The sequence below is a fragment of the Fulvivirga aurantia genome, assembly GCF_009711475.1.
Classification (GTDB): domain Bacteria; phylum Bacteroidota; class Bacteroidia; order Cytophagales; family Cyclobacteriaceae; genus Fulvivirga; species Fulvivirga aurantia.
In genome coordinates, this window is sequence record NZ_SMMD01000902.1 from 1 (window position 1) to 15254 (window position 15254).

At 40.2% G+C, this 15254-nt stretch carries 16 protein-coding genes; 13 read left to right on the forward strand and 3 right to left on the reverse strand.

Annotation, left to right across the window (positions count from 1 at the left end; genetic code table 11):
• The 12 genes from E1176_RS15780 to E1176_RS15835 all read left to right on the forward strand — a co-directional run.
• The coding region (locus E1176_RS15780; protein WP_185152838.1) for an RNA polymerase sigma factor at positions 1 to 227 on the forward strand (227 nt) is incomplete at its 5' end.
• Positions 228 to 242: 15 nt separating this feature from the next.
• The gene (locus E1176_RS15785; protein ID WP_155211785.1) at positions 243 to 1712 is read left to right on the forward strand and encodes a phytoene desaturase family protein; all 1470 of its coding nucleotides are present in this window, start codon (positions 243 to 245) and stop codon (positions 1710 to 1712) included.
• Complete coding sequence (locus E1176_RS15790) at positions 1709 to 2545, forward strand: phytoene/squalene synthase family protein (protein WP_155211786.1); 837 nt, start codon at positions 1709 to 1711, stop codon at positions 2543 to 2545. Before E1176_RS15785 ends, E1176_RS15790 begins: the two co-directional genes overlap by 4 nt.
• Positions 2545 to 3069 (forward strand): isopentenyl-diphosphate Delta-isomerase, encoded by a 525-nt coding sequence (idi, locus tag E1176_RS15795; protein ID WP_155211788.1) that lies wholly within the window; start codon positions 2545 to 2547, stop codon positions 3067 to 3069. Before E1176_RS15790 ends, idi begins: the two co-directional genes overlap by 1 nt.
• Before the next feature lie 5 nt (positions 3070 to 3074).
• The gene (locus E1176_RS15800; RefSeq protein WP_155211791.1) at positions 3075 to 3248 is read left to right on the forward strand and encodes a DUF6435 family protein; all 174 of its coding nucleotides are present in this window, start codon (positions 3075 to 3077) and stop codon (positions 3246 to 3248) included.
• Positions 3245 to 4549, forward strand: coding sequence for a cryptochrome/photolyase family protein (locus E1176_RS15805; protein WP_155211793.1), 1305 nt, complete (start codon positions 3245 to 3247; stop codon positions 4547 to 4549). The genes E1176_RS15800 and E1176_RS15805 overlap by 4 nt, the downstream gene beginning before the upstream one ends.
• On the forward strand, positions 4550 to 5998 hold the full coding sequence (locus E1176_RS15810) for an SDR family oxidoreductase (RefSeq protein WP_155211794.1): 1449 nt from the start codon (positions 4550 to 4552) through the stop codon (positions 5996 to 5998).
• A gap of 12 nt (positions 5999 to 6010) precedes the next feature.
• The gene (locus tag E1176_RS15815; RefSeq protein WP_155211796.1) at positions 6011 to 6472 is read left to right on the forward strand and encodes an SRPBCC family protein; all 462 of its coding nucleotides are present in this window, start codon (positions 6011 to 6013) and stop codon (positions 6470 to 6472) included.
• A gap of 12 nt (positions 6473 to 6484) precedes the next feature.
• Positions 6485 to 6958: a sterol desaturase family protein gene (locus E1176_RS15820; protein ID WP_246206091.1), complete on the forward strand. Its 474-nt coding sequence runs from the start codon at positions 6485 to 6487 to the stop codon at positions 6956 to 6958.
• An 85-nt stretch (positions 6959 to 7043) separates the two neighbouring features.
• Positions 7044 to 8504, forward strand: a complete 1461-nt coding sequence (gene crtD / locus E1176_RS15825; RefSeq protein ID WP_155211798.1) for a 1-hydroxycarotenoid 3,4-desaturase CrtD — start codon at positions 7044 to 7046, stop codon at positions 8502 to 8504.
• Positions 8501 to 9160: a carotenoid biosynthesis protein gene (locus tag E1176_RS15830; protein WP_155211800.1), complete on the forward strand. Its 660-nt coding sequence runs from the start codon at positions 8501 to 8503 to the stop codon at positions 9158 to 9160. Before crtD ends, E1176_RS15830 begins: the two co-directional genes overlap by 4 nt.
• On the forward strand, positions 9141 to 10292 hold the full coding sequence (locus tag E1176_RS15835) for a lycopene cyclase family protein (RefSeq protein ID WP_155211801.1): 1152 nt from the start codon (positions 9141 to 9143) through the stop codon (positions 10290 to 10292). Before E1176_RS15830 ends, E1176_RS15835 begins: the two co-directional genes overlap by 20 nt.
• On the opposite strand, the gene E1176_RS15840 is transcribed toward E1176_RS15835, so the two are convergent.
• Positions 10282 to 10995: a DUF3291 domain-containing protein gene (locus tag E1176_RS15840; protein ID WP_155211803.1), complete on the reverse strand. Its 714-nt coding sequence runs from the start codon at positions 10993 to 10995 to the stop codon at positions 10282 to 10284. The genes E1176_RS15835 and E1176_RS15840 overlap by 11 nt on opposite strands.
• A gap of 140 nt (positions 10996 to 11135) precedes the next feature.
• Between E1176_RS15840 and E1176_RS21380 the strand changes: the two genes are divergently transcribed.
• Positions 11136 to 12257 carry a DEAD/DEAH box helicase gene (locus tag E1176_RS21380; RefSeq protein WP_185152839.1) on the forward strand — a complete coding sequence of 374 codons (1122 nt, stop codon included), beginning with the start codon at positions 11136 to 11138 and terminating at the stop codon, positions 12255 to 12257.
• Positions 12258 to 12349: 92 nt separating this feature from the next.
• Here E1176_RS21380 and E1176_RS15850 read toward each other — a convergent pair whose 3' ends face one another.
• Both E1176_RS15850 and E1176_RS15855 read right to left on the reverse strand, forming a co-directional pair.
• Positions 12350 to 14965, reverse strand: a complete 2616-nt coding sequence (locus E1176_RS15850; protein WP_155211804.1) for an ABC transporter permease — start codon at positions 14963 to 14965, stop codon at positions 12350 to 12352.
• A gap of 4 nt (positions 14966 to 14969) precedes the next feature.
• Positions 14970 to 15254, reverse strand: a 285-nt coding sequence (locus E1176_RS15855) for a PadR family transcriptional regulator (protein ID WP_155211805.1), incomplete at its 5' end; no start/stop codon positions are given.

The following is a 15254-nucleotide window of genomic DNA, read 5'->3' on the forward strand; positions in this document are numbered from 1 at the left end:
ATACACACACTTTCAATAATCCTGACGGATCTTATGAGTTTAAAGACATTATGAACTCGGTGAACCAAGTAAGAGATGACTTGAGAGTGCCTTTCAAAATGCATGTAGAGGGTTATAAATATCAGGAAATTGCTGAGCATCTGGAGATTCCGATCGGCACAGTAAAGAATAGAATTTTCCACGCTAGAAAAGAAATACAGAATAAGCTTACCGCTTACTCAAATTAGCCTTATTTTTATTGAATGAAGAAAAGTATTGCCGTAATAGGTTCAGGTTTTGCCGGTTTATCAGCCGCCTGTTGCTTAGCCAGAGATGGACACGAAGTAACAGTTTTTGAAAAAAATGATAGCGCTGGTGGCAGAGCCAGAAAATTTGAAATTGACGGCTTTACCTTCGACATGGGCCCCAGTTGGTACTGGATGCCAGATGTATTCGAAAACTTCTTCAATCAATTCGGAAAGTCAGTTGGCGATTATTACACATTAGAAAGGCTCGATCCTTCTTACCGCGTATATTTCGGACAAAACGATGCCCTTGATATACCGGCCAACCTCCAAAAAGTATATGAACTTTTTGAGTCTATCGAGCCTGGCAGCAGTGAGCAGTTAAAGAAATTTCTGAAAGAGGCCGCTTATAAATATGAAGTGGGAATAAATGAGCTGGTTTATAAACCAGGCAAATCTCTTTCAGAACTAGCAAGTTTAAAATTAGCCAAAGGCGTTTTTAAGCTTCATGTATTCAAATCAATAGCCAGTTATATTAGAAAATACTTTAAGCACCCGAAACTCATTCAATTACTTGAGTTTCCGGTGCTTTTTTTAGGTGCAATGCCTTCTAATACACCGGCACTATACAGCCTTATGAACTATGCCGACATCGAATTAGGTACGTGGTATCCTAAAGGTGGTATGCATAAAGTAATAGAGGGCATGGTCACACTGGCCAAAGAACTTGGCGTCAAATTTCAGTTTAACAGCCCTGTAGAAACTATCGTCATGAATAGTGTAAAGGCGAAAGGCCTTAAAGTAAATGGCGAACAATTAAATTTCGATTACATAGTTGGTGGAGCCGACTATGAGCATATCGAGCAGACACTTTTACCTCCAAAATTTAGAAAATATAGCCCTAAGTATTGGGATAAGAGGGACATGGCACCTTCGAGTCTCATATTCTATTTAGGCCTAGACAAAAAAATTGATCACCTGCTTCATCATAACCTATTTTTTGATGAGCCTTTTGAGCAACATGCTCAACAAATCTATGAAACCCCTCAATGGCCTGATAAGCCTTTATTCTACACTTGTGTACCTTCCAAAACGGATAATACCGTTGCCCCCGAAGGCAAAGAAAACATTTTTATTCTGATTCCTGTAGCACCTAACCTAGAAGATACCGATATTGTAAGAGAAGCCTACTATGACATAGTAATGGATAGAATGGAAACTCTTACCGGACAAAACATAAGAGACCACGTAATTTATAAGCGTAGCTATGCGCATAATGATTTTAAAGCAGATTATAATGCCTTTAAAGGAAATGCTTACGGATTGGCGAACACTTTAAGGCAAACTGCTAACCTAAAACCATCTATGCATAGTAAGGTCAAAAACCTATTATACACAGGACAGCTGACTGTTCCAGGACCAGGCGTACCACCATCGCTTATTTCAGGGCAAGTAGTAGCCAGTGAAATTAAGAAATTGATTAAATGAAAGAACTCTACGACAAGGTTGCATTAGACTGCAGCCGATTAACCACACACGCCTACAGCACCTCTTTCTCTTTAGGAATCAGATGTTTAGATAAATCGATACGCCAACCTATTTGTGCTATTTACGGTTTTGTACGTTTTGCTGATGAGATAGTAGACACCTTTCATGATTATGACAAAGCTTCTTTGCTAGAAAGATTTAAGGCAGACACTTATAAGGCCATAGAAGAAAAAATAAGCCTTAATCCGATATTGCATAGCTTTCAACTTACTGTAAATAAATACGATATAGATCATGAACTCATAGATCAGTTTCTCTACAGCATGGAGATGGATCTTACAGACAGGGAGTATGACAAACAAGAATTTGAGACTTATATACTTGGATCTGCTGAGGTTGTAGGACTTATGTGCCTGCAAGTGTTTTGTGATGGTGATAAAGAGGAGTACAACAAATTAAAGCCCTATGCCATGAAGCTCGGTTCGGCTTTTCAGAAAATAAACTTCCTGCGTGACTTAAAAGACGATTATGTGCATATGGGCAGAAGCTATTTCCCTGGAATTGAGCTCGATCATTTCAATGATGACTCTAAAAGCCAGATTGAAAAAGGTATAGAAAAAGATTTTAAAATGGGCCTTGAAGGCATTAAGAAACTACCTAAATGCGCAAAATTCGGAGTTTATTTAGCATACGTCTACTACTATTCATTATTTAAGAAAATCAGACGTACACCATCATCAAACGTGCTTTCTACCAGAATAAGAATTGCCAACCCACTGAAGATCATGATACTTTTCTCTACTTACCTAAAACACAGACTAAGACTGATTTGATGGAAGAAGTAATACTGGTAGATAGTAAAGACAATAACATTGGCAAAATGGAAAAGCTGGAAGCTCACAAGCAAGGTCAGCTTCACCGCGCTTTCTCGGTTTTGCTTTTTAATGATAAAGGTGAAATGCTCTTACAAAAGCGAGCCGACAGTAAATATCACTCACCAGGCCTTTGGACTAATACATGCTGTAGTCACCCAAGACCAGATGAGGATACGCAAGATGCCGCTGAGCGTAGGTTGAAAGAAGAGATGGGCATACACCTAAGACCTGAGTTTGTATATAAGTTTATTTACAAAACTCAACTAGACAATGAGCTTACCGAGCACGAGTATGACCATGTTTATATTGGCGAATACAACGACACACCTACACTTGCCCCCGAAGAGGCTTCCGATTGGAAGTTTATGAGCATGCATGAGCTCAAAGAAGATGTGAATCATTATCCTGACAATTATACGGTATGGTTTAAGATTATACTAGAAAGTATCGATCGCCATATCCACACCTTAAATTTATCCTAAATAGTATGTTTGGCTTATTTAAATCAGATCCTGTTAAGAAAATGAAGAAGAAAAGATCTAAGCTTTTGGCAGATGCTGTAGAGGTACAGCGCTCTGGAGACTTAAAAGCTTATGCCGCCATGATGAAGGAGGCAGATGATCTTGACAAAGAGATAGAAGCACTCGAGAAGAAACAATGAGTAAAGAAGCCATAAGTATATTTTGGTTTAGACGCGACCTTCGTTTCGATGACAATACTGGTCTTCATGAAGCCTTAGAAGGTAACAACCCGGTGCTCCCTATATTTATTTTTGATAAACACATACTCGATGATCTTGAAGATAAAGATGACGGACGGGTAACGTTTATTTTTGATGAATTAACCGCACTCAATGAGCAATTAAAAGAAAAAGGCTCTACCCTTCTTACTTTTTACGATACCCCAGAAAAAGCTTTTAAGCAGCTTGTCAAAGATTACAATATCACCAAGGTATACACTAATCGAGATTACGAACCCTATGCGCGTGATCGGGATGAAAAAATTGCAGACTTACTAAAAGATAATGATATCGAGTTTGAGCTCTTTAAAGATCATGTGATATTGGAGCCGGATGAGGCGCTTAAAGATGATGGAGATCCATATGTGGTTTTTACACCCTACAGCAAAACCTGGAGAAGTAACCTTAAACCAAAAGACCTGGAGCCAGTTCCATCTGCCTTGTATTTTGATAACTTCCATCAACACCAATTCAAAAAGATCATTCCACTCAAAGAGATGGGTTTTGAGCGATCTAGCCTTGATATTCCGAGTAAGAACATAACTGACAATACACTAAAAAATTACGCTGACCTCAGAGATTACCCTGCAGAAAAGGGTACTTCAAGGCTTGGTATTCATTTCAGATTTGGTACAGTAAGTATCAGAAAGGTGGCTAAAGAAGCAAAAGAGAAAAGTGATACGTATCTCAATGAGTTGATTTGGCGAGAGTTTTATCAAACCATTTTATACCACTTCCCCAAGGTTGTAGATAGCAACTTTAAGTCTAAATACGATGCTGTAAACTGGCGAAATAACGAAAAAGAGTTTGAGGCCTGGTGCCAGGGTAAGACCGGCTACCCAATCGTTGATGCAGGCATGCGACAGCTCAACCAAACCGGCTACATGCATAATCGTATAAGAATGGTAGTAGCTAGTTTTTTGACCAAACACCTGTTAATTGACTGGCGTTGGGGCGAGGCTTATTTCGCTCGCAAACTGCTGGACTATGAGCTGGCCTCCAACAATGGAGGGTGGCAATGGGCAGCAGGGACAGGTACGGATGCTCAGCCGTATTTTAGAATATTCAATCCCGAGTCACAAACCAAAAAGTTTGATCCTGAATTGAAGTACATTAAAAAATGGGTGCCTGAGTTGGACACAGAAGATTACCCGGAACCTATTGTAGAGCATAAAGAAGGTCGCGAACGCGCGCTTGATACATACAAAAAAGCCCTTAACTAAATGAAAATCTTACTCACAGGATCCACAGGTTATATTGGCCGAAGGTTGTTACCGGTTTTGGTCAATCAGGGGCATCATGTGGTGTGTGCTGTAAGAGACAAAAGACGGTTTGACTGGGAAGATTTTGAGGGCGAATTTCTAAAGAAAATCACAGTAGTAGAGTGTGACCTCGAAGAGGCTGAAACGCTAAATAATTTACCAACAGATATTGAGGTAGCTTATTATTTAGTACACTCTATGACTGCTTCCTACTCTGGCTTTGCCGAAAAGGAAAAGTTGTGTGCAGAAAATTTTGCTAATTATTATAAAGGTAAGGGCCTTAAGCAAATTATATATCTAAGTGGTATTGTAAATGATGATGGTCTTTCTGAACATCTGCAATCGCGTAAAGATGTAGAAGATACGCTCATGACATCGGGCGTTCCGCTTACTGTATTGAGAGCGGCTATTATCATTGGTTCAGGCAGTGCCTCCTTTGAAATCATCAGAGACTTAACTGAGAAATTACCGGTTATGATAGCTCCAAAGTGGCTCAAAAGCCGGTGTCAACCCATTGCTATTCGCAATGTAATAGAATACCTGACTGGCGTGATCTTACTAGAGTCTACTTACAATAAAGCTTTTGATATTGGAGGGCCGGATGTGCTGGACTACAAGCAAATGCTTTTTAGATATGCTAAAGTGAGAAAACTAAAACGGTATATTTTAAGTGTACCTGTACTATCTCCTAAGCTCTCGTCTTTGTGGTTGTATTTCGTAACTTCTACCTCCTACCACCTGGCGAGAAATCTCGTGGATAGCATGAAGCATGACGTGGTAGTGCAGCAAGGCAATATTACAGAGTTGGTGCCTCTTAAATTATACACATATACCGAGGCGCTGGAAATGGCTTTCAGTAAAATCAGTCAGAAAAATGTAATCTCGAGTTGGAAAGATGCCATCAGCAATGTTGAGATGGATTCTAACTTTCTCGATTTTGTTGAAGTACCCAAACACGGCTGTTATAATGATTTAAGAAGTATAAAATTTGACCGGCCGGTAGAAGAAGTACTTGATAACATTTGGTCTATCGGTGGTAATCGCGGATGGTATTTCGGTGATTTTCTTTGGAAAATCAGAGGAATACTAGACCAGGTTGTGGGCGGAGTTGGTTTGCGAAGAGGTCGTAGAAGTCCGACAGACTTAAAGGCAGGTGATGCACTTGATTTTTGGAGGGTGCTCAAAGCAGACCGCAAAGAGATGCGGTTATTGCTATATGCCGAGATGAAATTACCTGGAGAAGCCTGGCTGGAATTTAAAATCAAGAAACAAAAAGACAACACCAACCTGTTATGTCAAAAAGCTACTTTCAGACCGCTAGGATTATGGGGTCGGCTTTATTGGTATAGTGTCCTTCCATTTCACGGAATCATTTTCCCGAAGATGGCTAAAAATATTGTGCGAGAATAGCATTTCTGTTCCATGAAAGTTTATCGAATCACACGAAAGCAAACCCTTCCGTTGTCAATAGATGAGGCCTGGGAGTTTTTCTCTTCACCATATAATCTCAAAAAAATAACCCCACCAAGTATGGGTTTCAATATAACTCACATCTCAGGGGGAGAGCGTATGTATGAAGGGCAAATTATCACTTATAGATTGAACCCTGTCCCCGGAATACCTGTTAACTGGACGACTGAGATAACTCACGTGAAGCGTCCTTCTTTTTTTGTAGATCAGCAGCTTACCGGCCCGTACGCGCTATGGCATCATCAACACCATTTTAAAGAAACTGATCAGGGGGTTGAAATGATTGACGAAGTAAACTACGCCATACCGCTGGGCATTATAGGAAGATTTGCCAATTGGTTGTTTGTAGGCAAAAGGGTTAGCGCTATCTTTGATTACAGATATAATACGCTCAAAAAATTGTTTAACAAATAGTAAAGTTAAAGTATGACAGCCTTAGAGGTTATTTTATGTGGAGTAATAGTAATCGGCACCTTTCTCTTTATGGAGTTTGTGGCATGGTTTACTCATAAATATATCATGCATGGTTTTCTTTGGGTATGGCACGAGTCGCATCATAAAAAGCACGACCATGCCTTAGAGAAAAACGATCTTTTTGCTGTTGTTTTCAGTATACCAAGCGCAGGACTTATCTATTACTCTACTTCGGTAGTGCAAGCACCTTATCTCACTGCTGTAGGCATCGGCATCCTTTGCTATGGCATTTTCTATTTCGTTTTCCATGATGTAATTGTGCATCAAAGAATAAAGTTTAAGGTCAAGAATAAGAGTAAATACCTCAAGCGCATGATCAATGCGCACTATATTCACCACAAGAAGCATAAAAAAGAAGATTGTGAAGCTTTCGGCTTTTTATATGCCCCAAAAAAGTTTGAGGAGAGAAAAGTCATAGATAGCTAAGCCATTTTTCCTTTACAGATCAGCTAAATAATAAAACAATAGGCCAATAAGCGGGTTGTCTTTCTGAATATCTCTTCTTTCAGAAATGACTAAAACAATTGTGATTGGGGCCGGGATTGCCGGTCTTGCAAGTGCCTTACGGTTGAGGCAAAAAGGGCATGATGTGACCGTGCTTGAAGCCAATCCTCACGCTGGAGGTAAACTACATGCCATCAAAATCGACCAGTACCGATTTGATAAGGGACCATCTTTATTTACCATGCCTCACTTGGTAGACGAGTTATTTCAATTGTTTGGTGTGGATCCAAGAGCATATTTCAACTACAAGCAGAAAGACTCGGTTTGCAATTATTTTTGGGAAGACGGCACTACATTTACGGTACCGGCCGAAGAAGCCAGGTTTATAAAAGACGCAGCTGATACATTTAACACCTCAAAGCAAAAATTACAGGCCTATCTTGATAATAGCCGCACAAAATATGAGCTGATTGCTGATATTTTTCTAAAAAAATCACTGCATAAAGCTGCGACCTACTTCAATAAAGAAACGCTTACTTCTTTATTGCAGATGTATAAGTTAAATATTGGCCAGTCGCTTCACGGTGTTAATCGCTCCTACTTCAAAGATGAGCGTTTGGTGCAATTATTCAACCGGTATGCGACCTACAACGGCTCTTCGCCATACCAAACACCCGGCATTATGTCTATGATTCCTCATCTGGAAATGCACTATGGCACGTTCTTTCCTAAAGGCGGCATGCATAGTATTTCGCAAAGCCTTTATAAGTTAGCCGTTGATCAGGGAGTAAAGTTTAAGTTTAACACCCCTGCAACAGAGATAGCTACTGATGAAAAGAAAGTGCTTGGGGTAAAAACTGAAGAAGAACTTTTATCAGCAGATGTAGTAGTTACCAATACAGATGTATTTACTACCTACAAGTACCTATTGAAAGACGCCAAAAAGCCCGTGGCTGCGCTCAAGCAAGAACGATCCAGCTCAGCCATCATTTTCTACTGGGGTATCGACCGCACTTTCGATCAGTTAGACTTACACAACATCATCTTTTCGGCCGATTATGAGGCTGAATTTGAGCATATTTTCAACAAGCAAAGCCTCAGTAACGACCCCACGGTTTACATTAACATCACATCTAAAGAAAACCCGTCTGACGCACCAAATGGTTGTGAAAACTGGTTTGTGATGATAAATGCACCCGCAAACACCGGGCAGGATTGGCAAGCTCTTATTACTAAAGCCAGAAAGAATGTGATTGACAAAGTGAACAGAGCATTGAAAACAAACATTGAAAAACACATACAGGTAGAAGAAATCTGGGACCCAATTGGTATCGAAAAAGAAACCGGGTCTCATCAAGGCTCTTTATATGGCACTTCAAGCAATTCTAAGTTTGCTGCCTTTTTGAGGCACCCCAACTTTAGTAGTGAGTTTAAAAACCTGTACTTCTGCGGTGGCTCCGTGCACCCGGGGGGAGGCATACCACTGTGTCTTTTATCAGCAAAAATAGCTACTGATCAAATACCATGAAAACACTCACAGCAACAATAAATAAAGTAAATAAGCGTGTGATAAGCATACTGATATTATGGTTGTTTAGCTTAAGTTCAATCATTGGCATCTCAATGGGTCATTTAGATTGGTTTATAACCAAAACACCACTCAATCTACTCATTACGCTTGCTGCTGTAATTGTCATATATCCCCTTCAAAACAAGAGGGAAATACTCGGCTTCTTCATATTCTTTGCTACGGGTTGGTTTGTGGAGTGGCTGGGTGTGAACTATGGAATTATGTTTGGTGAGTACGCCTACGGTGAAAACCTTGGAATAAAAATAGACGGTGTGCCTGTTTTGATCGCAGTAAACTGGGCCATACTTATACTTGTATCTGGTACGATTGCTGGTCAATTGGTTAAATCATCATTAGGAAAAATACTGATTGGAGCTACACTCATGGTTTTTCTCGATTTCTTTATTGAAGTACCTGCACCCTATTTTGACTACTGGTCGTGGGATGCAGGTCATGTACCGCTCAAAAATTATATTACCTGGTTTGTGGTATCAACAGGATTGTTGTACGTTTATCAGAAGCTCCGAATTAAAGGAGATTTTGTTTTTTCTTGTCATCTTTACATCGTTCAGCTAACATTTTTTGCTTATTTCTATGCCTACTTCTCATTATGATTATGCCATTGTAGGTGCTGGTGCTGCCGGTCTTAATTTGGTACTCACATTAGCAGGAGACCCTTATTTTGAGAAAAAGCAAATCCTTATTCTAGAGCCGGATGCAAAGGTAGCCAACGACCGCACCTGGTGCTATTGGGAAAAAGGCAAGGGACAATACGATGAAATAACCACCAAAATCTGGCCCAAAGCCAAATTCATCTACTCAAAAGATGAAATCGACCTCGAGATGAGCGGCTATCAATATAAGATGATCCAGTCGGCTAATTTTTACCATCACGCAAAAAAAGTAATTGAGACAAAAGGTAATGTAACTTGGGTAAATGATAAAGTAAATACCATCGAAGAGTCCGGTTCTGAATGTACGATAGTAACAGAAACAGCCACATACATGGCTAAATTTGTGTTTGACAGCCGTATAAGCCATGAGTTTCATAACAACAATGACAAGTACCTCCGACTTCTTCAGCACTTTAAAGGTTGGGTAATTCGAACTGAAAAGGACTGCTTTGACGAGTCGGCCTTCACCATGATGGATTTTAGGCTTAAGTGGCCCCAAAGCACGAGCTTTATGTACATCTTGCCACTCTCAAAACGTGAAGCTTTGTTGGAGTTTACTTTTTTCTCGCCAGAACTTGTTAAGGAATCTGACTACGAAGAGTACATAAAAAAATACATCGAAGACATTCTGAATTTGGACGATTACAGTATCACCAGTGAAGAAAAGGGCATCATTCCAATGAGCAACTTCCCCTTTCACCATGCCAATACCGAACGAGTGACAAAAATAGGTACGGCCGGGGGCTGGGTAAAGCCATCATCAGGTTACTCATTTAAAAATGCGATTAATTACAGCAAGCAGATTGTTTCTAATTTAAAAAATGGAGATCGCCCCGATCATAAGTTGTTTAAAAAGAGATTTAGAAAATATGATGCCCTGTTTATCGATGTTTTGTGGCACAACAATGAGTTGGGTGAAGAAATCTTCAGCGATATGTATCGTAAGAATAACGCCAACCGCATCTTCTCGTTCTTAGATGAAGAAACCACATTTTTTCAGGAGGTCAAGATTATGAATTCATTTAGAAAATGGCCTTTTACTAAAGCCTTGTTGAGAAGCTTTACATACTAGCCACATCCAGCTCCTGCTCATAACCCAACCATGAGCCGGTATATTTTACAGGTTGAAATCTCACAAAAAGCTCTTCTTTATACCAATCTAAGCGCTTTGTCTTTTCTATTGCTTTTCTGTGTTCTTTGCTTCCGTAAGCAAATTGCTCTAGAAATGACTTATCCCGCCAGATGCTAAATGTAGCCATCTGCATAACAGGCACCTCTCCTATTCCTTTGGTGTAAATAAGTCCCTTGTTTTGATCTAGTGGTCGCTGAGAGGTAGATACATACTTCCAAAACGGATATAATTTATGCCACTTAATTGTGGCTCGTGTGAGCACTGCTAGTTGATTGCTATTACCACTACTAGCGTTTTCTACTTCAAAAGGATTCGCTCCTGACCACTCACCTTTGGCTGCAATTGGCTTCATATAAAGAGTAAGTAGCTCTTTACTCTTTTGTTTATACTTGGCATACAGTCTGCTTTTGTTTACAAACAAATCAGCTGATGCCTCATCATCCCAAACTTGCAATAGAGCATAAGTCGACCAATCAGGAAAAGCATTAAAACCTCTGCCTCGACCACTACCCATAAGCTTGTAGAATTGTAAGCCCTGAACTCCCTTTAGGTGCTTATGCGCAAATTGCATCATAAAAAAAGCCCAAACCTTACTGGTAATGCCCTTGTAAGAAAGAAGTGTAATCGTAGTAATCTGCGCCATAAAAAGACTATAACTGACAAATATCGCTTTCTGTTTACCGATAAGGCTTAAAGGAAGTTAAATAATTAATCATTACCTGCCTGCTATTAAAGGCTGTTGAAATAACTACCTTTGCCACTCATTCATAAAACGTATCTCTCGTGGAAAATTTTGCAGCACTAGGTGTAGATCAATCATTTATAAAAGGCCTTAAAGAAATAAAAATTGAAACGCCTACTGAAATACAAAAGCAGGTGATCCCTATTTTGCTTAGTAAAAATACTGATCTTGTTGGTCAGGCACAGACTGGTACAGGCAAAACTGCGGCTTTTGGTCTACCTCTTCTACAGCGGCTTGACCCTGGTAAAAAAGCAGTGCAAGCACTTGTACTCTGCCCTACGAGAGAACTCGGTCAGCAGGTGGCCAAGCAGTTTTTTAAATTCACCAAATACAGTGATAGAATTTTCACAGAAGCTGTTTATGGTGGTGAGAAAATAGAGAGACAAATCGAGCGGTTGAAAAGGCCAACTCACATCATTGTGGCTACACCCGGCAGACTAATCGATTTAGTAAAAAGAAAAGCCGTTGATTTAAGTAATGTAACTACAGTAGTGCTCGATGAAGCTGATGAAATGCTAACCATGGGTTTCAAAAAAGAGCTTGATCAAATTCTGAGTTTCTTATCAACAGCCAAGAATAAGTGGCTTTTTTCTGCAACTATGCCACATGGTATAAGGCAAATCGTAAATCAGCACATGGCCAAAAATGCCCATCGCATAGAAATCAGTGGACGTAATGTCGTGAATAAAAACATTGAGCATCAATACCTTATTTGCGAAGAAAATGACAAGCTGCCTATTCTTATGCAGTTTTTAAAAGCCCAAAAAGGTAATCGTGGTGTGATTTTTTGTAAGACAAAAGCTGCTACGCAAAAATTAGCTAAGCAACTGCAGGCAAAGAATGTAGCTGCTGATGGCATACATGGCGATCTACTACAAAAAGAACGTGACAAGGTGATGCGTGCTTTTAAAAACGAGAGTCTGCGCCTCCTGGTAGCGACAGATTTAGCAGCCAGAGGTCTAGATATTGAAGCGCTGGCTTTCGTAGTGCATTATCAGCTACCTGATAAATTAGAGTACTACACACACCGAAGTGGAAGAACTGCCCGAGCAGGCCGCGATGGCATATCTCTGGCATTGGTAACTTCCCCAGAAACTAAGCAGCTTAGATTTTTTGAGAAAAACTTAGGCATTAATTTCAGTCAGATCAGGCAGTACTCTTAGGCATGACAATACCGAATTACGAATAATAAATGTTGAATTACGAATCAGATTAGTTTAAATATTCGCATTTCAACATGCTAAAATTCTTCAAGCTATTCTGATCTTAACGTTTCTACAGGGTTAGTCATGGCTGCTTTTATAGATTGACAGCTCACTGTAAGCATGGCGATTACTAATGCCAGCACCACGGCAAATACAATTGGAAAAACACCTATGGTTGTGCGATACTCAAAATCAGCTAACCACTCCTGCATGAGCCAATATGCTAGAGGCGCTGCCACAATAAATGCTATCAACACGAGTTTAGAAAAGTCTTTTGATATAAGGAAAAACAAACCTGCCACGGAGGCTCCAAGCACCTTTCTTACGCCTATTTCTTTATTGCGCTGCTCCACCGCAAAAGACACCAAACCAAACAGCCCAAGGCACGCGATAATGATGGCCAGGCCAGCAAAAATTCCAAAGACATTACTCAGGCGCTCTTCGCTTCTGTACATGGCATCATACTCATCATCCATAAACTCAAACACAAATGGACGATCGGGTACTATAGCGTTCCACTTATCTTCGATCGCCAACAAGCTCTTTTGCATGTTATCAGTGTTTATTCTAATAAAAAGCTTATTGTATTGAGCCGGCTCGATGAAGAAAACCATCGGTGTTATTTTTCTATGAATTGAAGTGCTATGAAAATCTTCAATTACACCTACAATTTCACCTTCCCTACCGTTTAAGTTAACAGGTTGTCCTAAAATCCTTTCTTCATCTATCAAGAGCGCTGCCAATACTTGCTGATTTACAATAAACGCGTACTCACGCGCTTCCCAGTTTTCTTTAGATACAAGTTTCAGATCAGTATCATTAAAGTGCCTTCCAGACCGGAGCTGAATGTCCATATTTTCTATAAATTGCTTGTCTACCGTCACTGCATTTACGGAAATAGCATTTTCGATAATGCCCGGTACATCCAGGCTATAGCCTCCACTTACATTTACCGGAGTTTCTGATGCAATTGAAACACCCAACACATCTTCTCTTCGTTCAAGCTCCGATTTTATCGTCTGAAAATTCTCATTCACATTTTTATCGGTTGGCAATACGATTACATTGTCTTTGTTGTAGCCCAGTTTTTTAGTTTTCGCATAATCAAGTTGTTTGATTACTACCATGGTACCTATTATGAGAAATATGGAAATGGAAAACTGAAAAACCACTAACACCTGTCGCATGGTGTTGCCCGTCTTTGAGCGCTTAAAATTACCTTTTAGAATACCGCTTGGTGCAAAAGAAGAGAGTGAAAGTGCAGGATAGGCTCCTGCGATAAAGCTTACTAATAGAAAGGTTAGAAATAAACCTACTATCACTGGTAGATTTGCGAGGTCAGCTATGGTCAGAGCTTTGCCAGTAAGCGCATTAAAAGGTGATAATGTGAGACTTACAATTACCAGAGCTGCAAGTATAGCCAATGCAGTTATAACGGCAGACTCTCCCATAAACTGATAAAAAACCTGCTTGCGAATGGCGCCTAACACCTTACGCATACCCACTTCTCTTGCACGCTCCACAGATCTGGCAGTGGCCAGGTTCATGTAGTTTATACACGCTATAATCAATATTAGAAGGCCAATCATACTGATCATATAGATATAGGTGATAGAATTTTGAGGCTGCATTTCATTAGGTATTTCTGACCTTAAATGAATATCCGTAAGCGGTACCAGGTCAAATATTAGCTGCATATCTCCCAGGCTCTCTCCGAGTGTTTCTGCTACCTTTTGTCTAATTCCTGTCTCTATATTTTCAGGGTTACTACCCGGGCTCAATTTTATATAAGTAGCATAGTTGGCACTACCCCAGATTTCTTTCTTAGAAGCAGATAATGTTGAAAAGCTAGATAGAAAATCGAACTGAAAATGTGAGTTTGCAGGAACGTCTTCTACAATTGCCGTCACGGTATAATCAGTACCGTCTACGCGTAGCGTTTGGTTCATCGGGTCTTCATCACCAAAGTACTTTTGTGCTGTGTAGCTGGTCAACACAAGAGACTTTGGGTCTACCAGACTTTTTTCAGGATTGCCGGAAATCACCTTAAAAGAAAAAACATCGAAAAACGTGCTATCAGCATAAAAAAACCGATCTTCTTTATACTTATTCGCTCCTTTCTGAACAATCACCGGACTAAAAGAACCAACATCTAACATGCGAAAACCATCAGTCACGTTATTGAACTCGCGTTGTAATGTCGGTAGCAAAGCGGAAGGCGTTGTGTAGGTTTTGCGCGTTCCTTGTGGTGAGTCAAACGTCAGGTTGACGCGGTAAATGTTTTCTGAGTCTTTATGAAATTTATCATAACTCAACTCTTCCTCCACATACAGACCAATTAGAATGCAGCAAGCGAGCCCCACGGCAAGTCCCAAAATATTAACCAAACTATACCCTAATTGCCTTTTGATGTTCCTAAGTGTAATGATGATGTAATTTCTAAGCATGTCGATTGTTGTTGATTGGTGAATTTTCTTTTTGAAAAGTAGCCTGGGCGCTGAGCGCAGAATAAAGAAAAAGGCCTTTCTATTAGCGTGTACTTCACTCTTCTTTTTCTGCAAGCAGGCATAGTACTCAAAGAGGTCGCCTTCCACTTCGTCTAGCAAGCTTTCTGGGCAAACCGCCTCAAGGCATTTTATCATCCATTTTGGTGGTGTCGCATACATAGGCTCAATGATCTAAAACTATTTGTGGAATGGCTGACCACATTCCTTCCCGCAATTCTTTTACATCATTTAGCGCCTTCACACCATAAGCTGTAACCTTATATAACCTTTTGCGCTTGCCGCCTCTCACAGCAGTAGCTTCTCCTTTGTAGGACTCAACAAAGCCTTTTTTCTCAAGACGATGTAGGGCACTATGTACTGCACTTAAATTTGCCGTTCTCTTAGCCCTTTGCTCAAGCTCTTCCATAATCGGATTGGCATATGCCCCCTCCTGCTGTAAGATGGCTAC